The organism is Chromohalobacter sp. HP20-39 (assembly GCF_033052815.1).
GTDB lineage: Bacteria > Pseudomonadota > Gammaproteobacteria > Pseudomonadales > Halomonadaceae > Chromohalobacter.
This window is the reverse complement of sequence record NZ_JAWHTP010000002.1, coordinates 441,569-464,407: the sequence shown is the minus strand read 5'-3', so window position 1 is coordinate 464,407 and position 22,839 is coordinate 441,569. Positions and strand designations below refer to the sequence as shown.

Genomic DNA, 22,839 nt, shown 5'->3' with positions numbered 1-22,839 from the left:
ACTGGACTGGTAATACAACCAGAAGACCAGAAAACAACACAGGCGTCATTGCGGACGCAGGCACGAAAGGAAAAGACACCCATGACACCGCCCAGCGACACTCAAAACACTAGCGACCGTCCGCTCATCGGCATCATTCTCGGCGACCCCGGCGGCATCGGCCCGGAGTTGATTGCCAAGCTTCTGGCGGATCCCGCCACTCAGGAAAACGGCCATGCGATACTGGTTGCCGACCCCTGGCTCTGGGAAGAAGGTCAGCGCGTCGCCGGCACCCGGCTCGATCTGCCAGTAGTCGAACGCTACGCCGAAGCACGCGAACACACGACGCCCGTACTAATGCCCATCGATAGCGTCTCTCGCGAGGAGACCCGCTACGGAGAAGCCAACGCTGCGGGTGGGCGCTCTGCTCGCCAGGCCCTAACTCAATGTCTAGACGCCGCCGTACGGGGTGATATCGAGGGGATTTGCTTCGGCCCGCTGAATAAGTACGCCATGAAGCTCGGAGGCATGAACTTCGAGGACGAACTGGGATTCTTCGCTGATTATTTGGGTGTTAACGGCTACACCTGTGAGTTCAATACATTCGGCAGTATCTGGACCTCACGTATCTCATCACACATTCCATTGAAAGACGCGCCTTCCTACGTCACGCGTGAACGCATCCTGGAAGCAACACGCCTCACTGATAAGTCACTACGTTTGGCCGGAGTTGCCAACCCACGCATCGCCGTCGCGGCGTTCAACCCACATGGTGGCGAGAGTGGCACCTGCGGTCGCGAGGAAATTGACACCATTGCCCCGGCAGTGGAAGAAGCTCAAACCGAGGGGCTAACGGTTTCCGGCCCGCATCCCGCTGACACTTTATTTCTCAAAGTACGTGACGGGGAATACGACGCTGTGGTCACCATGTTTCACGACCAAGGGCAAATCGCCATCAAGCTTCTCGGTTTTCATGAAGGGGTCACGGTTCACGGCGGCTTGCCGGTGCCTATCACCACACCAGCACACGGCACGGCCTATGACATCGCCAGCTTAGGCAAAGCCAATCTACGCCCGACCCACAACGCCTTCAAATTGGCATGCCAAATGGCGGCCAGCAACCGACTTTCCAGCTAACTCCATCTCGTCACGCTATACGGACAAGCTAATGAAAATCACACGAGTCAGGGCCCGCGTTTTCGAATGGAAAGGCGAAACGGTGCCACCGCAGCCACACTTCTGCACCAATGCCATGGATGCCCTGTGGGACCGTGGCGATGCGATGGGCAGTTTCCGTTTCCACGGCTGGGCAGTGATCGAGGTCGAAACGGACGAGGGCGTCGTCGGTCTTGGCAATGTGGCCTTGGCGCCACGTGTCGCCAAGACGATCATCGATCAGCACCTCGCTCCCTTGGTCATCGGCCAGGATCCGTTCGACTACGAATATCTATGGCAGCGTATGTATCGCGCGACGCTGGCATGGGGCCGGCGTGGCATCGGCATGGCGGCGATCTCAGGCGTCGATATCGCCATCTGGGATGTGATGGGCAAAGCCCTCGGCAAGCCGGTGTTCAAGCTGCTGGGCGGACGGACCAAGGAGAAGATTCCCTGCTACGCCTCCAAGCTCTACCACACCGATCGCGAGACGATGCAGCGCGAAGCGCAAGCCTATCTCGACCAGGGCTTCACGGCGATGAAGATGCGTTTCGGTTATGGGCCCAAGGATGGGCCCAAGGGCATGCGCGAGAACCTCAAGAGCGTGGCGGCGGTACGCGAAGTGATCGGTGAGGACATCGACCTGATGGCCGACTGCTACATGGGCTGGAACCTCGACTACGCCCGACGCATGCTGCCGAAACTGGAACACTTCTCGCTGCGCTGGCTGGAAGAGCCGGTGATCGCCGATGACATTGACGGTTACGCTGAGCTCAATCGCATGGCGCCGATGCCGATTTCCGGTGGCGAGCACGAATTCACCGTGCACGGTTTCCGACAACTCTTGGAGAAGAAGGCGGTATCGGTGATTCAGTACGATACCAATCGTGTCGGCGGTATCAGCGTGGCGCGCAAGATCAATGCCATGGCCGAGGCCTTCGAGATCCCGGTGATTCCGCACGCGGGGCAGATGCACAACTATCACCTGACGATGGCATCGCTCGCCTCACCGATGTCGGAATTCTTCCCAGTGCATGACGTCGAGATCGGCAACGAGCTCTTCTACTACCTGTTCACTGGAGACCCGGAACCCATCGATGGGTATCTCGACTTGAGTGACGATACTCCAGGACTCGGGCTCACGCTCAATAAAACGAGTTTCGACCAGTTCCACATCGTCGAGTAATCCATTCTCGACGACGACATTCACTCTTTATTCATAGAGGAGACAGACAACGCTTTACGCTCAAAAGAACAATCGCTTAGCTCACAGACACATTGGGAGAACTACAATGACTATCACCAAAAAGCGCAAAAATTTCCTAAAGATCGGCAGTTCCATAGCGATGGCCTGTGCCTTGGGATCCGTAACATTAGCAAGTTCCGCCCAAGCCCAAGAATCCTCATGGTCTCCATCGCAGCAAGTCTCGATGGTGGTGCCATTCAAACCCGGTGGCGGGAGCGATATCTTCGGCCGCGCGGCGACGTCGGGCATTGAGGAAGTCAGAAGCGACATCGACATTTCCGTCCAAAACATCGTCGGCGGTTCAGGAGCCGTCGGTTATTCGACACTTCTGCAACGCAAAGGTAATCCCCACTACCTTCTCGCGTCGGAGACAGGGGCAGCTATCATCCTGCCCATCATGAACGATGTCCCATACAGTTGGGATAAGCTGACCCCAATCGCCGAGGCTGCCGAGGATCATACAATGATCATCGTCGCCAATAATTCCCCCTATAAATCCATTAGTGACCTAGTCGATGCAGCGAAGGAGGGACAGGTCAACATAGCCATCTCTGGCAAGGGTAGCCCGGCTTCTTTAGCCTTCAAATTGATCGAAAAAGATCAGGATGTTTCATTCAACCGTGTGGTCTTTGAATCTGGTTCGGCAAATAACGCCGCGTTACTTGGTGGAGACGTTGCCGCTGCTGGCGCCAACCCTGGCGAGGCCATCGAGCTCATCAAAGCTGGCAAAGTGCGTGCCTTGACCATCTTCAAGGAAGAACGATTCCAAAGAGAGCCATTATCCGACGTACCAACCATCGCCGAAGCAGGCATCGATGTCGATGTCACGCCTACCTTGCAGTTCCGTGGCATACTGGCGGCACCAGGCCTCAGCGAAGCACAACAAACCTACTGGGAAAATGCCATCAAGGCCTGGTCTAAAACCGAGGGCTACAAGAACTATATCGACAACAACTATCTGACGCCCAAGGTCCGCACCGGTGATGAGTTCGCCGATTTCCTTGCCAAGCAGCACGATACTATTGCTCCACTCCTCAAGGAAACGGACTGAGAGGTAATGACCATGAAACCGAGGGGAGACTACGTGGGAGCGTTGATCCTTGTCGCAATAGGAGCGGCGTTTTCCACCCTCTCGGTCGATTACGGCATCTTGGGGGAAGAGGCCCGGATTAGTCCGGGCTTCGTCCCCTTCGTAGTTGGCCTACTATTGGTCGCTTTCGGTGCCATGATCGGCTGGGAGACCTGGAGATCTCGCATTCACGCCACGATAAATCCAACAGAAGATGACACCGAAGCCGAGTCAGATACTGACAAAGAAACGCGCTACAACACTACGAAATCCGTAGCCTTGATCTTTGGATTGTTGTTTATAGCAGTGATCTTGGCGCCTATTCTAGGATTCCTTCTGACCTTTTCAATCCTTGTTTTCGCGATCTTGGCCGGCGTGGAACGCGAACGTCTTTGGTTCAGCTTGGTCATCAGTCTGAGTATAGGCCTTCTCGCTTGGCTGATCTTTTACCAATTCATGGGGATTCGTTTACCCCTCGGCATCAGTGCCCCACTGATTGGAGGCTGAGTCATGGACTTTTTTGCGAATCTAATAACGGGGTTTGGCACCGCGCTGTCCCCCATGAATTTGCTCTACTGTTTCATCGGAGTATTACTCGGCACGGTCATCGGCCTGCTACCTGGGCTAGGCTCGGCCACCGGGGTCGCCTTGCTATTACCCTTGACACTCAACTTGAGCCCAATCACGGCTCTCATCATGCTCGCTGGTATCTACTATGGTGCACAGTATGGAGCGACGATCACTTCGATATTGATTGCAACGCCAGGTGACTCGGCCAGCGTCGTTACCGCTATCGACGGCTATCCCATGGCGCGGCAAGGCCGGGCCGGGCCAGCCTTGGCCATAGGCGCGGTCTCAAGCTTCGTTTCGGGCATCATCAGCTTGATTCTCCTCATGGCATTGGCCCCGGTCTTCGCTTCTCTAGCGCTGCATTTCGGGCCACCCGAAATTTGTGCACTGATCGTTCTCGGCTTCACGAGCATCGTTGGTTTTAGTGGTACGTCACGAACTAAGGGACTGGCCATGGCCGCTCTAGGCGTGGCAATCACTACCATTGGCCTCGATCCGCAAAGTGGCAGCGCGCGCTTTACCTTTGGCTTTATCAATCTATTTGGCGGTATTGGCTTCTTGCCGGTGGTGATTGGCCTGTTTGCGGTAGCCGAAGTACTGCATCAAGTCCGCAGTGGTAAAGTCGAACCAATACGCACACGCTTTCGCGATATGATCCTGAAGCGGGAGGATTGGCGGAGGTGTCGGACTACCATATTGGGCAGTGGACTACTTGGCTTTTTTATCGGGGTACTACCAGGCGCTGGTGCCACACTCGCATCTTTCCTGGGTTACGATCTGGCGCGTCATTTCTCGAAGCACAAAGACGAATTCGGTAAAGGCGCCATAGAAGGGGTTGCTGCGCCGGAGGCTGCAAATAGCGCAGCCGTCAATGGTGCCTTCGTGCCCACCCTTACTTTGGGTATTCCCGGCTCAGGAACAACAGCGGTTTTGCTCGGCGCTTTCATCGTCTTCGGCATTCAGCCCGGACCTCTGCTTTTTACCAACGAGCCTGACTTGGTGTGGGGGCTGATGTGCTCATTCTTCATTGGAAGCGCCATACTATTACTGCTCAACCTGCCTCTCGTTCCCGTATTTGCTTCGCTCCTGCGCTTCCGCTATGCATTGATTTATCCTTGTATCTTGTTCCTATCATTCATCGGTGCTTACGCCATCGAAAATCGCATGTGGGGGGTCTGGCTAACGCTGGTTTTCGGAATCGTTGGCTATTTTATGAAGCGCTATGATTACCCTACCGCCCCTCTAATACTAGGGATCGTTCTCGGAGGAATGTTTGAGAAGACACTAATCCAGACTTCTTCTATGGGGGGCGGCGATTTGACGATTTTCTTGGATCGACCAATCGCCATGGTGCTTTTCGCTTTGGCCGCACTCATACTTTACGGCCCACGCTTGGCCAAGATGTATAGCAAACTCCGGGGAATGAGCGCCCGAAAAGTCTAGCATATACTTTTCACACCCAAACGCAGACCACCCCTTATTTAACGCGGTGGTCTGCTCATTCCAAAATATAAAATATCACAACAAGTTTTTTGGCTCCGCCATGTCGGCCAAGGAAGAAACCTCGACTTTATCGCTAAGGTGACGGCGCAGGATTTGGCCCAGTGTTTCACTATCCCGCCGGCGAAGGGCGGCAATGATATCCTCGTGATCTTGTACTGCTTTAGCCCAGTACTCTCTGCTGAGCTCGGCGGAAAAACGAACGCGCCGAACTCTCTGATTCAAGTTCTTGTAAACATCAATCAGCACATCATTCCGTGAGGCAACTACGATTGCCTCATGTATCTGCTGATTGGTCAACAGATATTCGGCCATATTGGTATTCTTGTAGTAAGCCAACATTTGATAGTGCAACGCTTCTATGTTGGCGAGCTCGGCGTCGGAAATATGTGCGCAAGCCAGTTCACCGGATAGCCCCTCGAGGGCGCTCATAACTTCTAGCGTGTGCTGTAAAGTATCGATGGTCAGCTTGGAGATACGCGCACCTCGGTTCGGTAGCAACTCTACGAATCCTTCCGAGGCCAATACTTTCAAAGCTTCTCGCAGAGGAGTACGCGAGACACCAAACTGCTCGCAAAGCTGTTTTTCAGGAACCCGACTCCCAGGCGCCAACGTTCCCGCGTCGATCATATCGCGAATGCGAACGGCAACTTCTCCATGCAGAGTGTTCTGCTTGATCTTATCCATAGACCTATCCAATGTCCGGGTACACAGCATCGCACTACATGACAAGCAAGCGTCGATTCCGCCAGCCATGTGGATACCTCAACCGCACCCTGATCGCTGATAACGAATTTTATATTTTGAATTCAGTTCTTGAAGCATTCTACCCATCAAGCTCTAACCCTGCTATCCCATGCCCCTTTTGCACTATCAATAGCTAGCGAGCACTCAGTAATAACGCCATAACCACCCACTTATCCTTGGGAGCTTGTAGCCATTAGTCGCCCGCTTCGTACTTGGCGAGGATGCCTTGAGCGCGGCTGATGACCGGCGCGTCGACCATTTGGCCCGCAACACTGAACGCACCTGCCTGGTGGCTGGCGCCGTCGACCACTTGCCTGGCCCAGGCGACCTCGGCCTCGCTGGGAGAAAACGCTTGGTTGACCACGGGCAACTGCCGGGGGTGAATGCATAGCATGCCGGTGAAGCCCATCTCCTTGGCGTGAACGGCCGTGCGCGCCACGGCATCCGTGTCGTCGAGGGCGGGATGGGGGCTTTCAAGCGGCGCGGCCAGTCCCGCCGCGCGCGAGTGGACCACCAGCTGATAACGCCCCTGATCGAGCATTTGGCGAGCACCCGGCGTCTCGGGCGCCAGGCCCAGCTCGGTGATCATATCCAGGGCCCCGAAGCTGAGCCGCTCGACGCCTGCCGCAACGGCCAGGCTAGACAGCGCCAGCAGGCCTTGCGCCGTTTCGATCTGCAGCCACAGCGGCTTGTCACAGGCGGCGGCCTTTGCCAGTGCCTGGCGGGACTCGGCCTTGGGCACGAGCAGGCGCGTGATGGCCGTCTGGCGCGCGCATAGCGCCAGGTCGGGTTCATGGTACGGGGTGCCGGGGGCATTGACGCGCACCATGAGCGAGACCTGCGGGTTGTCCGCCAGGAAGGCCTCGAGCGTGTCCCGGGCATTGGCCTTGTCGCCGTCGGCGACGGCGTCTTCCAGATCGACGATGACGGCATCCGCCGGGCTGGCCAGAGCCTTGGCGATGCGATCTGGCCGGGTGGCCGGCACGAACAGAAGAGAGCGCAGGGCATGCGGATTCATAAAAGGCTCCGTCGGATGACGCGGTTATCTTTCAGGCGATGGCATGCTATCCCAACAGCGAACGGATACCCGCCAGGGCGTCCTTGCCACGCGCCTGCTTCTTCTCGGGGTCTTCCTTGTCGGCGCGGCCTTCCCACTCGAGATCGTCGGGCGGGAGCTCCTCGAGGAAGCGGCTGGGGGTGCAATCAAGCAGCTCACCGTAGGTCTTGCGCTGGCGGGCCAGCGTCAGCGTCAGCGTGCGCCGCGCGCGGGTGATGCCGACATAGGCGAGGCGGCGTTCTTCTTCGATGGTGCCGGCTTCGATCGCGTTACGGTGCGGCAGCAGCTCTTCCTCCAGCCCCATCAGATAGACATGCGGGAACTCCAGCCCTTTGGAGGCGTGCATGGTGAGGAGCTGCACCCGGTCGGAGTCGTCTTCCTCGGCCTGCTGCTCGAGGATGTCGCGCAACACCAGGCGCGATATCGCCGACTGTACGTCGTCGGTCTCCTCGGAGGCCTCGCCATCTTCATCGTCCCGGTGCATCGACTTCTCGAGCTGATCGACCAGCGTCCACACATTGGCCATGCGCCGCTCGGCGACGGTCGGGGCGCTGGCGTTCTGGAACAGCCAGGCCTCGTAATCCATGTCTTGCAGCATTTCGCGAATCGCCGCAATGGCGTCGCCTTGATCCATGCGCCGGCGCACCCCGTCGATGAAGTGCGTGAAGCGCGACAAGCGCTCCACTGCACGCGTCGGCAGAACCTGTTCGAGGCCGATCTCATGGCAGGCGGCGAACAAGGATACGTGCCGCTCGGTGGCGTAGTTGGCAAGCTTTTCCAGCGTCCCGGGGCCGACCTCGCGACGCGGTACGTTGACGATACGCAGGAAGGCGTTATCGTCGCCGGGATTGATCAACAGCCGCAAGTAGGCCATGGCGTCCTTGATCTCGTTGCGCGAGAAGAACGACGTGCCGCCGGACAGCTTGTAGGGAATCTGATAATGCTGGAGCTTGAGCTCCAATAACCGCGCCTGGAAGTTACCGCGATACAGCACCGCGAAGTCGCGCCACTCGGCGCGCTCCTTGATGCGCCGGGTGAGGATCTCGCTAGCCACGCGTTCGGCCTCGGCCTCCTCGTGGCGATTGACGATGACGCGAATGGCATCGCCCTGGCCCATCTCCGACCACAGGGTCTTTTCATAGATGTGGGGATTGTTGCCGATCAACGTATTCGCCGCGCGCAGGATGGTGCCGGTGGAACGATAGTTCTGCTCGAGCTTGATCACATTAAGGCGCGGAAAGTCCTCGCCCAGGATGACCAAGTTCTCGGGGCGCGCGCCGCGCCAGGCATAGATCGACTGGTCGTCGTCGCCAACCACGGTGAAGGTGGCACGCTCAGCCATCAGCAGGCGCACCAGCTGGTACTGGCTGACGTTGGTGTCCTGGTACTCGTCGACCAGCATGTAATGGATCTTGCGCCGCCAGCGGGCCAGGACGTCGGGATTGTCGCGCAGCACCACCACCGGCAGCAGGATCAGGTCGTCGAAGTCGACCGCGTTGTAGGCCTTGAGATGCCGACTATAGGCTTCATACACCCGCGCCGCGTATTGCGCGTCTTCGTCCGCGGCGTGCGAGATCGCCTGCCCCGGCAGTACCAGGTCATTCTTCCACTGGGAGATCTGTCCCTGAACAGCGTTGATCTGCTCGGCATCGGTATCCGCTTCTTTTTGCATCAGATCGCGCAACAGCGCCTTGGCATCCTCGGGGTCGAACAGCGAAAAGCCCGGCTTGTAGCCCAGCGTCTTCAGTTCGCCGCGAATGATGTTGAGCCCCAACGTGTGAAAGGTCGAGACCGTCAGGCCGTGGCCCTCGCGCCCCTGGAGCATCTGCCCCACGCGCTCTTTCATCTCGCGCGCCGCCTTGTTGGTGAAGGTCACCGCCGCGATCTTGCGCGCGCTCATCCCGCATTCCTGAATCAGGTAAGCGATCTTGGTGGTGATCACGCTGGTCTTGCCGGAACCGGCACCGGCCAGCACCAGACAGGGGCCGTCGATATACCGCGCGGCTTCCTGCTGGCGGGGATTGAGCTTGGCGAGGCGTTGGCGAATCGGGGATGGGGTGCTCATGACGTCGGCGCCGCGTCCACATCGGCAATCCCTGCGCCGGCGAATTCGAGCTGTCGCCAGGCTTCAAAGACCAGGATTGCGCAGGCGTTGGACAGGTTCAGGCTGCGGCTATCCGGCAGCATGGGGATACGCAGGCGTTGCGCTGCCGGCAAGGCATCGAGCATGGCCTGCGGAAGGCCACGGGTCTCGGGGCCGAAGACCAGCGCATCGCCTTCCCGATAGGCGACGTCGTGATATCCGGTGCGACCGCGCGTGGACACCGCCAGCACGCGCACCGGTTGAACGCTTTCCAAGAAGGCGTTCCAGTCCGCGTGCACGGTGACCCGCGCCCACTCGTGGTAGTCGAGCCCGGCGCGGCGCAGACGCTTGTCATCGAGCGCGAAGCCCAGCGGCTCGATGAGATGCAAGCGAAAACCGGTGTTGGCGCACAAACGGATGAGATTGCCCGTGTTGGGCGGAATTTCGGGCTCAAAGAGTACGATATCGAGCATGAGGATCACTCTGCCAATGGCGGCGATGTGCCTGCATGATACGCAATCGGCGCCCCGAATGGGACGCCGATGTTTCATCTCCACGGGCAATGGCTGCTTGCCAAGGGAGCGTCGACTTATGTCGCGGGCTATGCCGCCGGAGCCTAGAAACCGACACTGACGCCCAATACCGGGCCGCTGTCGAGCGTGTGCTCGCCGCTGTCGTTGAAATCAGTGCGGTAATAGCGATAGCCGCCATAGAGATAGGTCTGCGAGATGACGTTGACCCGCGCCTGGGCGCCGTACTCGTAGCTCTTCTTGATGTCGCCGTGGCTCAGGCCGTCCGGCGTGTAGAAGCCGTAGCCACCCACCGAGGTCAGCGGAATCGGCGTGTCGACGTAGGCCGAACCGCCGAGCCCGACGCCACCACCGTCGCCGAAGTGCGTGTCCTGGTATTGATAGCGCGCGCCGACCGAGAGATCGACCAGCGGCAGATACGGCGAGAACATCAACGACCCGGAATAGGTATCGGCATCATGGCCGCTATCGTCCGAGGTAAGATAGCCGACACTGGCGCGCAGGGTCGGGAAGATGCTCTGGCTCGCTTCGATCCCATGCGAGTCGGCACCCGCGTTGGCGGACACACTGAGCGCCATGGCTTGCTGGCTGGCCAGCAGAAGGCCGGCAGAGGTGAGCGCGAAACCGAGTGATTTGATCATGGGATGCTCCCGCAAAAAATGGTGAATACTGCCATCACTATGGCATAATCGCATCAGTTTAGAAACGCCGTTTTCAAACCTTATCCGTCGAGATGCACGCCGTAACGATCGCGATATGCACGGATGGCCTGGGCATGAGGCTGAAGGTCGGCACCGGCATGAGTTTCGAGATAGGCCAGCACCTGGTCGAGCGTGACGATACTCACCACCGGCATGGCGTAGCGCGCCTCGACCTCCTGGATGGCACTGCGGCGCTGGGCGCCCTCTTCGGCCTGGCCGCACTCCTGACGATCAAGGGCGATGACCACACCCGCCGCCTGGGCATCGGCGGCATCGATCAGGTCCATGACCTCGCGGATCGCGGTACCCGCGGTAATGACGTCGTCGATGATCAGCACCCGCCCGGCGAGCGCGGCGCCGACGATGTTGCCGCCTTCGCCGTGGTCCTTGGCTTCCTTGCGGTTGAACGCGAACGGCAAGTCGCGGTCATGATGATCGGCCAGTGCCACGGCCGTGGTGGTGGCGAGCGGGATGCCCTTGTAAGCCGGACCGAAGAGCACATCCGCCTCGAGACCGCTGTGCGCGATGGCCTGCGCATAGAAACGGCCGAGACGCGCCAGGGCTCGGCCGCTCTTGAAGAGACCGGCGTTGAAGAAATAGGGGCTGACCCGCCCGGACTTGAGGGTGAATTCACCGAAGGTAAGCACGCCTTCTTCGATGGCGAATTCGATGAACTCCTGCTGATATGGTTGCAGTTGCGCGGTCACGCCGGACTCCCTATCACCCTGATCGCTATTACACATTTACCTAAACGTCGAAAGCTCAGGTATCATACACGCGCGACGAAAAAGGGACCATGTATGAAAATCGCCAGCATCAATGTCAACGGAATCCGCGAAGCGGTCGGGAGGGGGTTTCTCGACTGGCTGGCCAACCAGGACGCCGATGTCATCTGCGTTCAGAACCTCAAGGCCAAAAGCTTCGAACTCGACGACAGCATTCTGTTCCCCGAGGGGTATGAAGGCTATTTCCTGGACGCCGAGGAAGACGGTTTCTCGGGTGTAGGACTCTATTGCCGTAAGATTCCCAAGGCCATCATGTACGGGCTGGGCTTTCCCCAGTGCGATAACGAAGCGCGCTTTCTTCAGGCCGATTACGACCGCTTCAGCATCGCCAGTTTCCTGATGCCCGACGGTAGCGACATGGAGGCCAAGCAGTCCTTCATGAATCAGTACCAGGAATATCTCAGCAAGATGGCCAAAAAGCGCCGCGAGTACATCATCTGCGGCACCTGGCACATCGCGCACAAGACCATCGACCTTGCTAACTGGGCCGATAACCAGACCACACCGGGCTTTCGTCCCGAAGAGCGCGCGTGGATGGATCAAGTCTTCGGGCCGATGGGCTACATCGACACCTTCCGCGAGGTCAATCGCGATGCCAGCCAGTACACTTGGTGGCCCAAGCTTGATCAGGACGTGCCCCGCACACGTCAGGAAGGCTGGCGCCTCGATTATCAGATCGTGGGCCCCGACTTCCGCCGCCACGTGGTGGATGCCTGGATCGACCGCGACGCGACTTTCTCCGAGTTCGCGCCGCTCATCGTCGAGTACGATCTCGACCTGTAACGTCGCCGGTCCCGCGCAAATGACGACGCCGGCCCCAGGCCGGCGTCGTGCGTTCTTGCCACATGCTATCGTCCGCAATCAGTCGCGAAAGCCCAGCGCCTCGCGCTGATGGGCGAATAGCTGACTTCCGGCGCCTTCGGCCAGATCGAGCATCGCATTGAGCTCTTGGCGGGTGAACGTCGCCGTTTCGGCGGTGCCCTGCACCTCGATCAAGCCGCCATCCTCGGCCATGACCACGTTCATGTCGGTGCCTGCCGTGCTGTCCTCGGGATAGTCGAGATCCACCACCGGCTGGCCCTTGAAGATCCCCACCGAGACCGAGCTCACCAGCTGCTTGAAGGGATCCTTCTTGATCAGCTTCTCGCGCTGCAGGTGATGGATCGCGTCCACCAGCGCCACGCAGCCGCCGGTGATCGACGCCGTGCGCGTGCCGCCATCGGCCTGGATCACGTCGCAATCCACGGTGATGGTGAATTCACCGAGTTTCTTGAGATCCACCACGGTGCGCAGCGAACGGCCAATCAAGCGCTGAATCTCCAGCGTACGCCCACCCTGCTTGCCACGCGTGGCCTCTCGCCCGCCACGGGTATGAGTCGCGCGGGGCAGCATGCCGTATTCGGCGGTGATCCACCCTTGTTGCTTGCCACGCAGCCAGCGAGGCACGCCGGCTTCGACGCTGGCATTGCACAGCACCTTGGTATCACCGAAGCTCACCAATACGGAACCCTCCGCATGGCGCGTATAGCCCCGCTCGAGCGTAATCTCGCGGGGTTGATCGGGCTGTCGTCCACTCGGGCGCATACCACCTCTCTGCATCGTCGATCGAAAAAACCAGGTTCGGAATAATCACGTCGCGGCCACGCCGCAGCAATCCGCGCATTCTACACTCAAGCGAGCCTCAAGCGGACCGTGAATCGGTTAGACTGCAAGATTCAAGAATGGCTTCGCAGCGCAGGAGAATCGCATGGCTTACAGCATGACCGCCTTCACCCGGCAGACACAGGACGCCGACTGGGGCAGCTTGCAGCTCGAGTTGCGCTCGGTGAATCAGCGCTACCTGGAACCGCATTTCCGCCTGCCGGATAATCTGCGCGACCTTGAGCCGCATTATCGCGATGCGTTGCGCAAGCGCCTCTCACGCGGCAAGGTCGAATGCACACTGCGATTCGAACCGGCTCACGGCAACACCACGCTCCGCGTCAACGAGACACGCCTGGCCACTCTGGCCCAGGCACTGGGTACAGTACGCGCACAGATTCCCGATGCCACCATGCCCGATGCGCTGGCGCTGCTCGATCACCCCGGCGTACTGGAAAGCGACGGGCTCGACCTCGAGCGTGTCCAGCATGCCGCCCACGCACTTTTCGATGCCGCGCTGGACGACCTGATCGCCGGCCGCGCCCGCGAAGGCGAACGTCTCGCGCAGTTGATCCGCGACCGGCTTGAAGGCATTCGCGCCGTGGTCGCCGAGGTCCGCGCCCATTTGCCCGAGATTCTGGAACGCCAGCGCGAGCAGTTAGTCGAGCGCCTGACCGCCTTCAAGGCCGAGCTCGACCCCCAGCGCATCGAGACCGAAATCGCCCTGCTCGCCCAGAAAGCCGACGTCGCCGAAGAACTCGACCGCCTCGAGACCCATGTGGCCGAGGTCGAACGTCAGCTCACGCAAAAAGGCCCCGTCGGCCGCCGCCTCGACTTCCTGATGCAGGAACTCAACCGCGAAGCCAACACCCTCTCCTCGAAATCCGTCGTCGCCGACACCACCCGCTGCGCGGTGGAGCTGAAGGTGTTGATCGAACAGATGCGGGAACAGATCCAGAATTTGGAGTAAGTGGCATGCGTCGCGCGGCACCCTGGAGCGTTACCGAAGTCGAAACCATCGTCGCTACATACCGGCAAATGCTGGTAGCCGAACTGAGTGGGCAGCGCTACAACAAGCGCCAACTCAATCAGGCGCTGATGGAGCGCCTTCATGATCGTTCAAGGTCTTCCATCGAGTACAAACATCGCAATATCAGCGCCGTACTGCGCGACGCAGACTGCCCTTACGTTGATGGCTACAAGCCCTTGAGCAACTATCAAGGAGTGCTGGTCGAGGCCGTCGAGCGCGTACTGCTAGGTAGCGAACTCTTCGATCGCGCGGCTCGCTTAGCGACCGAACGCCCGGCGGTCGATGCGGCTGAGCCAGCCAACGATGTCATTATCGTCACGCCTCCCGAACCGTCGCGGCCGCACCAAGAGATCAATGAGAAGCCCGCTGCCTATGAACGAAAGCCCCTCAAGCGGGATTATTTGGCGCGCGAGGCACAAAACCGCGAGCTCGGTCTGGCCGGCGAGCATTTCGTGGTCAGCTACGAACAACATCGCTTGAAGCAGGACGGCCATGACAAGCTGGCCGAAAAGGTCGAACACGTCGCGGAGACACAAGGCGACGGTGCAGGTTTTGACGTGCTCTCATTCGAAGCAGATGGTCGTGAGCGATGGATCGAAGTCAAAACGACGGCATTCGCCATCGAAAGCGCCTTCTTCATCTCACCCAATGAACTGGCCTGTTCTCGCTCTTACGCCGACCGCTACCACCTCTTCCGCCTATTCGACTTCCGGCAGCGGCCGCGAATGTTCTGCCTCCAGGGTGACCTGCATGATCATTTATGGCTCGAACCCAACAGCTATCGGGCGGGCGTGCGCTGACGCATCCAAATTCAAGAGGGAAGGTGCCAAGACCTATAATGAGCAATATTTTACCCAAAATATCGCTCATCGCTTTTTTATGAGTGGTATCTTGCTCATAATGTTTTGCGTATCTTCTTTTTGAGCGCTTTTTTGCTCAAGGTTTGGTCATGACGCTTACACTACAGATCTTTCATCAACACCGATGGCATGATGCCGCCATTCTATCGATTCCGTACCCCGAGAAGGGGCGACGCGGACCGGCGTCTCTGGGCTACGAGCAATATTACGCCGTGGATTGGATGGAGTGCGATGACGAGCGTGCCTGCGGCGTCAACTATCCCGTACGCTTGATGGAACAGTTTCATGGTGCACACTGGTTCGCCTTTCTGGATGACCTCATGCCAGCGGGCGCCAGTCGCCGGTACTGGATCCAGCAACTGGGTATCGATCATCTGCCTCCCGGCGAGCAGGATTTCGAACTACTGCGTCACGGCACAATTGCGCCAGTGGGGAATTTGCGTATTAGAGAGGCGGTTCCGCCCCAAGTGTCAGACGGACCACTCACACAGATTCGCTTCCCGGCTCAGGACGTGATCGAGCGACATACCGACTTCCTGGAGTACGCACAACAAATGGGGGCAGCCAGCGGCGGGGCCACCGGCGCGGGTGGTGAAGCGCCCAAGCTGTTACTGCGCTGCTCGCCCGAGAATAGAGTATGGATCGACACCTGGCAGGACGAGCAGACGCTTCAGGATCAACATTACCTAGTCAAGTTCCCGCGCAATCGGCGTGATGGAATCGACTGCGATATCCTGCGCGCCGAGTATTACTTCTATCACGAACTCGCAGCGCTCGGGATGGAGACCATCGATACCACCGGCATGCGACTTGAGGAGGGAGCTCGCTACCCTTCGCTCTGGTTGCCGCGTTTCGACGTGGCTTTCGAGGCAGGCCAGCGCACCCTGTACGGACTGGAATCGGTCTACTCGATCATGGAAAAAGGGCCCGGAGCGTACCTCAGCATGCTTGAGGTCATCGACACACTGGTCGCACGATTGAGCCGTCAGTCTCGCGTCCAAACCGAGGGGGCGACATTCGATGCCGCCTCGTTGGTAATCGAGCTTGTGAAGCGTGACCTGCTGAATGTCGCATTCGGTAATTCCGACAATCACGGCCGTAACACGGCGATCATCAAACGCCCCGATGGCATGACGTTAGCGCCCATCTACGACTTCGCGCCGATGAAGGCCGACCCGGAAGGCGTTACACGCACCACCACCTGGGGCACGCCCCTTGAAGCGGGCGGTTACTTTGATTGGTACGCCATTGCCAAGGCGCTATCCGCTTACGTGCCAGAAGAGCAGTTGATCGCGGAACTCCGCACGCTGGCCCAAAAGCTGCTCGGGCTCCATGAGCGGCTGGCCCAGCGCGGCGTGCCACGCACCATTCTCGACTTTCCCTCCATAGGGTTCGCGCGACTGGACGAGCGCCTTCATCGATGGAACCTCGTATGAAAACGCCTCTTTCACCGGCCGAACGAGAAACCCTACTGCTTGAGCAAGTCGAAGCGTTACTTGCCGAACGCACGACGCCCGGCGCCGTACTCAGAAAGCTGCGCCGCGAGGTGTTGGCCATGAACCAGACCGAGTATGCGGCGCTGACTAGGATCAGCCGGCGTACACTCTCGGACATCGAGACCGACAAGGGCAGCCAGTCGCTCATACTCCTGAATAGTGCCTTTCGCCCCTTCGGGCTGAGCGTGGGATTGTTGCCCAAGAGTCCTGCACTGCGGCAGCGGCTCTTGAACCGCGATTGAAACAGGTCCGTGAATAGCAACGCGTTTGTCACTCCACCCAATAAGCATCCCCCAGACGCCCACCGCCACTTCCGTGCATATCAACTGCTGAGCAAGTCACTCGGCCAATACCCACCCATGGAGTCGAAATCACTACCGACACTCGACGATTGGCGTAGAACCATCCCGGTTTTGGTCGTAATCGGCTACCCTTGCCTCCTCGGCTTTGCCGTCGTGACGTAATATCTTTCGATTTCCAAGGATGGTCCTCTTGTCGACTTCCGCGATGCCCCGCCGGGGCGTTCTGACTCTCGTCGCGCTGCTGCTGGTAGCGCTCAACCTCCGCCCGGCACTGACCAGCGTTGCGCCGGTTCTCGGCAGCATCGGTGAGGAGCTGGCGCTCTCATCCAGTTGGCAGGGCATTCTGACCACGCTGCCGGTGCTGTTTCTGGGAATCGCAGCGCCGCTGGCGCCACGCATGGTGCGACGCATCGGTCCGGAGCGCAGCGTGTTCGCCGCGCTGCTGGTGTTGGCGGTGGCGTTGCTCGTGCGACCCTATATCGGCACAGCGGGGCTGTTCCTGGGCACGGCGGTCGCAGGTGGTTGTATCGGCATCATCGGAGTGTTGCTGCCGGGCATCGTCAAGCGGGACTTCCCCCGGCGCGTCAGCATCATGACCGGCCTCTACACCGTAGCGCTCAATCTCGGCGCATCCGCTGCCGCGGGTGCCACCGAGCCGCTGCGTCAGGCGTTGGCCAGTGTTTGGCAAGGGGCTTCACAGGGGGCTTCATACAGTCCCTGGCAAGGCGCGCTGGCATTCTGGCTACTACCGGCGGTGATCGCCGCGCTGTTCTGGCTGCCGCAGCTCAAGGGCACCAAACCCACTCGCGTTCCTGCGCGTCGCGGTGCGCGGCTGCGTCACGACTCGCTGGCGTGGCAGGTGTCGCTGTTCATGGGGTTGCAGTCGTCGCTGGCCTATATCGTGTTCGGCTGGCTACCGACGATCCTGCAGGATCGCGGGTTGGCGGCGGTCACCGCGGGGCTGGCACTGTCGGTATCGATCCTGCTGCAGGTGACCACGGCGATTCTGGCACCATGGATCGGCAGCCGCATGCGCGACCAGCGGGCGGTGCTGATCGGCGTAATGACACTTACTCTGACCGGGCTGCTGGGCTGCCTCTACGCCCCGGTCGCAAGCATCTGGCTGTGGATCGTAGTGCTGGGCCTGGGCCAGGGCGGTACGTTCAGCATGGCGTTGACCCTGCTGGCCCTGCGTGCGCCGGATGCCACCACGGCGGCCAGTCTTTCGGCGATGGCCCAGGGCATCGGCTACACCCTGGCGGCGATGGGACCACTGCTGGTCGGCGTGCTGCACGACTGGAGCGGTGGCTGGAACGTGGTGGGTTTTCTGGTGAGCGCAATTGGGCTGTGCGCGCTGGTCATGGCGCTGGGCGCCGGGCGCGATCGTCAGGTGGCGTCGACACAGGGGGCGGAATGACGGGGCGGCGAGACGGACCCCGGCGCCGGAATCGGATACCCTAGGAAAGAGACCCACGACCCAGGAGATTCGCATGCCCGCCAGTGCCATCAGCCTCGAGCAACAGCAACGCCTGATCGAGATCGTGCGCGATGCCGCCAAGACCGAAATCCTGCCGCGCTTTCGTAACCTCTCCGAAGACGCGATCCGCTCGAAGAGCGCGCCGGACGATCTGGTGACCGATGCCGATCAGGGCGCGGAACGCATGATGACGGCGGCGATCCGCGAGCTGCTGCCGGCGGCAACGGTGATCGGCGAGGAAGCGGTCGCCGATGGCAGCGCGAATCTCGACGATATCGCCGGTGCCGAGCTGGCGATGATTATCGACCCGGTCGACGGCACCTGGAACTTCGCCCGCGGACTGAATCAATTCGGGGTGATTCTGGCGGCGACCCGTTTCGGCGAGACGATCTTCGGCCTGCTTTACGATCCGCTAGCGGACGATTGGATCGTCGCCCGCCATGGCGAAGGCGCCTGGTTCGGCCGCCCCGACGGCACCCAGCGCCAGCTGCAGGTCTCGGACACCAAAAGGTTCGACGAGATGGTCGGTTCAACCTCGATCCGGCTGTTCCCCAAGCCCCAGCAGTACCAGCTGGCGGCGACCTTCCCCGACTTCCAGCGCATGATGGCGTTCGGCTGCGCCTGCCATGAATATCGCACCCTGGCGTTCGGCTTCGTCGACTTCATGCTGACCGGCAAGCTGATGCCGTGGGATCACGCCGCGGGGCTGATGATCCATCAGGAAGCCGGCGGTTATTCGGCGCTGCTCGACGGCACGCCCTACCAACCGACGATTCACCAGGGCACGGTGCTGGCGGCCAGCTCGCGAGCGCATTGGGAGCAGCTGCGCGAGAAGTTTGCGTTTCTGTTCTGAACGCGAGGCCCCTTGCATCTCGGACTTGACGCTAAAACCCCTTGCGACCAGCCTCAAGAGTGCGATCATTGGCCCTTTATCGTCATTCCTTTCCATTTCCCCGATCTGGATCCGAACCCTATGAGCAAAGCCTTGATTATTGGCGCCGGCGGCGTCGGTGGTGTGGTGACTCACAAGTGCGCGCAGCACCCCGAGGTGTTCCACGAAATCTGTCTGGCCAGTCGCAACGAAGCGAAGTGCAAGGCGATCGCGGACCAACTGGACCGCCCCATCCAGACCGCCCAGGTCGATGCCGATGACGTCGAGGCGCTGATCGCGCTGATCGAGTCCTTCCAGCCCGACGTGCTGATCCATGTGGCCCTGCCCTATCAGGACCTGACCATCATGGAAGCCTGCCTGCGCACCGGCGTGCCCTACCTGGACACCGCCAACTACGAGCATCCGGACGAGGCCAAGTTCGAGTACAAGGAGCAGTGGGCGTTCCAGGAGCGCTTCGCCAAGGCCGGCAACATGGCCACGCTGGGCTGCGGCTTCGACCCCGGCATGACCAATATCTACTGCGCCTACGGCCAGAAGAACCTGTTCGACGAAATCCACCGAATCGACATTCTGGATGCCAACGGCGGCGACCACGGCTACCCGTTCGCCACCAACTTCAACCCCGAGATCAACATTCGCGAGATCAGCGCGAATGGCCGCTACTGGGAGAAAGGCGAGTGGAAGGAGACCGCGCCGCTGGCCGAGAAGCGCACCTTCGACTTCGACGGCATCGGCGAGAAGGACATTTACCTGCTCTACCACGAGGAGCTGGAATCGCTGGCACAGAACATCAAGGGCATCGAGCGTATCCGCTTCTGGATGACCTTCTCCGAGAAATATCTGACGCATCTCAAGGTGCTGGAAAACGTCGGCATGACCAGCATCGAGCCGATTAACGTCAACGGCTGCAAGATCTCGCCGCTGCAGTTCCTCAAGTCGGTACTTCCCGATCCCGCGTCACTCGGCCCGCGCACCAAGGGCAAGACCAACATCGGCGTGATCCTCGACGGCATCAAGGACGGCAAGCGTCGCAAGGTCCACATCTACAACATCAGCGACCACGAGAAAAGCTACCAGGAGGTCAAGTCCCAGGCGATCTCCTACACCACCGGCGTACCGGCGGTGACCGGCGCCATGCTGATGCTCCAGGGTATCTGGAAGGGCGACGGCGTCTACAACGTCGAGCAGCTCGACCCCGATCCGTTCATGGAGCGCATCGGCGACATGGGCCTGCCGTGGCAGATGGTCGAGCTCGACCCCGACGACGATCCGCTGGCGGATTCGTGATGGCGGAAGCGACATACCCGTTCGACGCTTATCCGTTCGACATTGGGGCCTGCCCGTCGCCGGCCTACGTGGTCGACGACGCCCTGCTGCGTCGCAACCTGGAGCTCCTGAAGGAGGTTCAGGCACGCAGCGGGGCGAAGATCCTGCTGGCGCTGAAGGGCTTCGCCATGTGGGACGCCTTCCCGCTGATAAGCCAGTACCTGGTGGGCACCACCTCCAGCGGGCAGGACGAAGCCCGCCTGGGCTTTGATCACTTTGGCGGCGAGGTCCACGTCTATTCGCCGGCGTTCACCGCGCCGGAGATGGACGTGGTGCTGCGCTACGCGGATCACCTGAGTTTCAACTCACCGGGCCAGTGGCGGCGCTTTCGCGACACGGTCGCCTCGGCACCGCGCAACATCTCGTGCGGGCTGCGGGTCAATCCCGAGCACTCGACCGGCGAGGTCGCCCTCTACGACCCCTGCGCGCCGGGATCGCGACTCGGCACGCGCGCGGCCAACCTCGCGCCGGACGACCTCGACGGGCTGGAAGGCCTGCACTTCCATGCGCTGTGCGAGCAGAACAGCGACGCCCTGGAAGCCACGCTCGACGCCTTCGAGGCCCGCTTCGGCCAGTACCTGCCGCAACTGCGCTGGGTCAACTTCGGCGGCGGCCATCACATCACCCGCGGCGACTACGATGTGGAGCGGCTGGTCCGGCTGATTCGTGACTTCAAGGCACGCTATCCGCACCTCGAGGTCTACCTGGAACCGGGCGAGGCGATCGCACTGAACACGGGTTATCTCGTCTGCAGCGTGCTGGATATCGTCGACAACGACGGCCCCATTGCCATTCTTGATACCTCCGCCACCGCGCACATGCCGGACGTACTGGAAATGCCCTACCGTCCCGAGATCATCGGTGGCGCCAAGCCCGGCGAGAAGGCCCACACCTACCGTTTGGGCGGCACCACCTGCCTGGCCGGCGACGTGATCGGCGACTACTCATTCGATGCGCCGCTCGCCATCGGCGACCGGCTGGTGTTCACCGACATGGCCCACTACACCATGGTCAAGAACACCACCTTCAACGGCATCCGCCTACCGTCGATCTGCCGGATCGACGAAACCAGCCGCGAAATCCGCACGATCAAGACCTTCGGTTACGTCGACTACATGCAGCGGCTGAGTTGAGGCGCTAACGAACGGAAGTGCTCGGCAAGAAGGCGATGCGGCTTCAGCGGGGTCATGACGACGAAAACCGGCGCCTTCTCGGCGCCGGTTTTCTTGCTGTCGTTGATAAAGACTTACGGTCAATAAAAACCTACAGCCGATCACAAAAACACTCAGGAAGACCGATCAGGGAATGATCTTCTCCGCGCGCAGGCGGGCGAACAGGTCGAAGAACGCCGCCCGTGTCTCGCGGAAGTGATCGAAGCCGAAGTCGCGAGACTTGGTGGTGTCGTTGACGCACTCCTGATCGCGGCCCAGATCGGCATCGGTGTGCCACCAGGAGGCCAGCTTGGCGACATCTGGTTCGACCAGGCCGTGCTTCTCCGCCATCTCGCGCCAGGTCGATTCGATGCCTGCCATCTGCACTTCCAGCGGCTGCATCGTATCCGGGTCGTCCGAGGCTTCGGGCCTCTGAACCTCGGGACCCTGCACTTCGAGACCAAAATACTCGCCGATCTCGCGCCACATCCGGCGCCAGCGGAACACATCGCCATTGACGGTGTTGAAGGCCTGATTCGCTGCACCCGGCGTGGTCGCGGCCCATTCCATCTGCCGTGCCAGTACCAGCGCATCGGTCATGTCGGTGAGCGCATTCCACTGGATTTGCGAGCCGGGGAACACGAACGGCTGGCCGGTTTCCTTGCAGATCGAGGCGTAGACGGCGATCGTCGTGCCCATGTTCATGGCATTGCCGCGGGCATAGCCGATCACCGTGTGCGGGCGGTGCACGTTCCAGGCGAAGCCGTGACGCTCGGCGGCGTCGAACAGCACGTCCTCCAGCGCGTAGTAGAAGTTGTCGCCCGGCACGCGCGGCTCAGATTCGCGGAACGGCGTCTCGATGCGGCCGCTGCCGTAGGCCTCGAACGAGCCCAGATACTGCTTGGTGCCGGTTACCAGCGAAGCGTGATCGAGGTTATCGCTGTCGAGCGCGGCGAACAGATTGCGCATCATCTGGCTGTTGGCTTCGACGTTGGCCTTCTCGTTGTCGCGACGAATCCAGGTGCAGTAGAAGACGTGGGTAATCGGCAGGCCGGCCAGCGCCTGCGCGGTGGCGGCTTCGTCCAGCAGGTCGGCGGTGACGGGAATCACGCCGCTCTGCTCGGTGGCGCGACGTGAAAGGCCGTAGACGGTCCAGCCGCTGGCGACCAGATACGCCGCCAGATTGCCGCCGGTAATCCCGGTGGCGCCAACCACGAGTGCAGTGCCTTTACGCATGCTCTA

The 22,839-nt window shown here is 60.2% G+C and carries 22 protein-coding genes; 14 read left to right on the top strand and 8 right to left on the bottom strand.

Annotation, left to right across the window (positions count from 1 at the left end; genetic code table 11):
- Positions 1–81: 81 nt before the first annotated feature.
- The 5 genes from RVY79_RS05685 (at position 82) to RVY79_RS05665 (ending at position 5,462) form a co-directional block, all read left to right on the top strand.
- Positions 82–1,116, top strand: a complete 1,035-nt coding sequence (locus RVY79_RS05685; RefSeq protein WP_317463068.1) for a 4-hydroxythreonine-4-phosphate dehydrogenase PdxA — start codon at positions 82–84, stop codon at positions 1,114–1,116.
- 31 nt (positions 1,117–1,147) lie between these two features.
- A complete protein-coding gene (locus tag RVY79_RS05680; RefSeq protein WP_317463067.1) occupies positions 1,148–2,320 on the top strand; it encodes an L-rhamnonate dehydratase in 1,173 nt (390 codons plus the stop codon).
- A 106-nt stretch (positions 2,321–2,426) separates the two neighbouring features.
- Positions 2,427–3,431 carry a tripartite tricarboxylate transporter substrate binding protein gene (locus tag RVY79_RS05675; RefSeq protein ID WP_317463066.1) on the top strand — a complete coding sequence of 335 codons (1,005 nt, stop codon included), beginning with the start codon at positions 2,427–2,429 and terminating at the stop codon, positions 3,429–3,431.
- A 33-nt stretch (positions 3,432–3,464) separates the two neighbouring features.
- On the top strand, positions 3,465–3,956 hold the full coding sequence (locus tag RVY79_RS05670) for a tripartite tricarboxylate transporter TctB family protein (RefSeq protein WP_317463065.1): 492 nt from the start codon (positions 3,465–3,467) through the stop codon (positions 3,954–3,956).
- A gap of 3 nt (positions 3,957–3,959) precedes the next feature.
- Complete coding sequence (locus RVY79_RS05665; protein ID WP_317463063.1) at positions 3,960–5,462, top strand: tripartite tricarboxylate transporter permease; 1,503 nt, start codon at positions 3,960–3,962, stop codon at positions 5,460–5,462.
- A gap of 75 nt (positions 5,463–5,537) precedes the next feature.
- Here RVY79_RS05665 and RVY79_RS05660 read toward each other — a convergent pair whose 3' ends face one another.
- The 6 genes from RVY79_RS05660 to pyrE form a co-directional block, all read right to left on the bottom strand.
- Positions 5,538–6,206: a GntR family transcriptional regulator gene (locus RVY79_RS05660; protein ID WP_317463062.1), complete on the bottom strand. Its 669-nt coding sequence runs from the start codon at positions 6,204–6,206 to the stop codon at positions 5,538–5,540.
- A 253-nt stretch (positions 6,207–6,459) separates the two neighbouring features.
- Positions 6,460–7,284, bottom strand: a complete 825-nt coding sequence (locus RVY79_RS05655; protein ID WP_317463060.1) for a CoA ester lyase — start codon at positions 7,282–7,284, stop codon at positions 6,460–6,462.
- A 46-nt stretch (positions 7,285–7,330) separates the two neighbouring features.
- The gene (gene rep, locus RVY79_RS05650; RefSeq protein ID WP_317463059.1) at positions 7,331–9,388 is read right to left on the bottom strand and encodes a DNA helicase Rep; all 2,058 of its coding nucleotides are present in this window, start codon (positions 9,386–9,388) and stop codon (positions 7,331–7,333) included.
- Positions 9,385–9,879 (bottom strand): tRNA (uridine(34)/cytosine(34)/5-carboxymethylaminomethyluridine(34)-2'-O)-methyltransferase TrmL, encoded by a 495-nt coding sequence (gene trmL / locus RVY79_RS05645; protein WP_317463058.1) that lies wholly within the window; start codon positions 9,877–9,879, stop codon positions 9,385–9,387. The genes rep and trmL overlap by 4 nt, the downstream gene beginning before the upstream one ends.
- Before the next feature lie 143 nt (positions 9,880–10,022).
- Positions 10,023–10,577: a YfaZ family outer membrane protein gene (locus RVY79_RS05640; protein ID WP_317463057.1), complete on the bottom strand. Its 555-nt coding sequence runs from the start codon at positions 10,575–10,577 to the stop codon at positions 10,023–10,025.
- 80 nt (positions 10,578–10,657) lie between these two features.
- Positions 10,658–11,344 (bottom strand): orotate phosphoribosyltransferase, encoded by a 687-nt coding sequence (gene pyrE, locus RVY79_RS05635; RefSeq protein WP_317463056.1) that lies wholly within the window; start codon positions 11,342–11,344, stop codon positions 10,658–10,660.
- A 93-nt stretch (positions 11,345–11,437) separates the two neighbouring features.
- Between pyrE and RVY79_RS05630 the strand changes: the two genes are divergently transcribed.
- On the top strand, positions 11,438–12,205 hold the full coding sequence (locus RVY79_RS05630; protein WP_317463055.1) for an exodeoxyribonuclease III: 768 nt from the start codon (positions 11,438–11,440) through the stop codon (positions 12,203–12,205).
- Between the two features lie 78 nt (positions 12,206–12,283).
- Here the strand turns inward: RVY79_RS05630 and rph are convergent, their stop codons facing one another.
- Positions 12,284–13,006, bottom strand: coding sequence for a ribonuclease PH (rph, locus tag RVY79_RS05625; protein ID WP_317463053.1), 723 nt, complete (start codon positions 13,004–13,006; stop codon positions 12,284–12,286).
- A gap of 163 nt (positions 13,007–13,169) precedes the next feature.
- On the opposite strand from rph, the gene RVY79_RS05620 reads away from it, so the two are divergent.
- The 8 genes from RVY79_RS05620 to nspC all read left to right on the top strand — a co-directional run bounded on the left by RVY79_RS05620 (position 13,170) and on the right by nspC (position 21,579).
- Positions 13,170–14,033, top strand: coding sequence for a YicC/YloC family endoribonuclease (locus tag RVY79_RS05620; RefSeq protein ID WP_317463052.1), 864 nt, complete (start codon positions 13,170–13,172; stop codon positions 14,031–14,033).
- A 5-nt stretch (positions 14,034–14,038) separates the two neighbouring features.
- The gene (locus tag RVY79_RS05615) at positions 14,039–14,893 is read left to right on the top strand and encodes a DUF3883 domain-containing protein (protein WP_317463051.1); all 855 of its coding nucleotides are present in this window, start codon (positions 14,039–14,041) and stop codon (positions 14,891–14,893) included.
- A gap of 149 nt (positions 14,894–15,042) precedes the next feature.
- Complete coding sequence (locus RVY79_RS05610) at positions 15,043–16,389, top strand: type II toxin-antitoxin system HipA family toxin (RefSeq protein ID WP_317463050.1); 1,347 nt, start codon at positions 15,043–15,045, stop codon at positions 16,387–16,389.
- Positions 16,386–16,691, top strand: coding sequence for a transcriptional regulator (locus RVY79_RS05605; protein WP_317463049.1), 306 nt, complete (start codon positions 16,386–16,388; stop codon positions 16,689–16,691). The genes RVY79_RS05610 and RVY79_RS05605 overlap by 4 nt, the downstream gene beginning before the upstream one ends.
- Positions 16,692–16,932: 241 nt before the next feature.
- Positions 16,933–18,168 (top strand): MFS transporter, encoded by a 1,236-nt coding sequence (locus tag RVY79_RS05600; protein ID WP_317463048.1) that lies wholly within the window; start codon positions 16,933–16,935, stop codon positions 18,166–18,168.
- A 73-nt stretch (positions 18,169–18,241) separates the two neighbouring features.
- Positions 18,242–19,081, top strand: a complete 840-nt coding sequence (locus RVY79_RS05595) for an inositol monophosphatase (RefSeq protein WP_317463046.1) — start codon at positions 18,242–18,244, stop codon at positions 19,079–19,081.
- Between the two features lie 120 nt (positions 19,082–19,201).
- The gene (locus tag RVY79_RS05590) at positions 19,202–20,407 is read left to right on the top strand and encodes a saccharopine dehydrogenase family protein (RefSeq protein ID WP_317463045.1); all 1,206 of its coding nucleotides are present in this window, start codon (positions 19,202–19,204) and stop codon (positions 20,405–20,407) included.
- Entirely contained in the window at positions 20,407–21,579 is a 1,173-nt protein-coding gene (nspC, locus tag RVY79_RS05585; protein WP_317463044.1) for a carboxynorspermidine decarboxylase, read from the top strand. The genes RVY79_RS05590 and nspC overlap by 1 nt, the downstream gene beginning before the upstream one ends.
- Positions 21,580–21,744: 165 nt before the next feature.
- On the opposite strand, the gene RVY79_RS05580 is transcribed toward nspC, so the two are convergent.
- Positions 21,745–22,833 (bottom strand): SDR family oxidoreductase, encoded by a 1,089-nt coding sequence (locus RVY79_RS05580; RefSeq protein WP_317463043.1) that lies wholly within the window; start codon positions 22,831–22,833, stop codon positions 21,745–21,747.
- Positions 22,834–22,839: the final 6 nt, after the last annotated feature.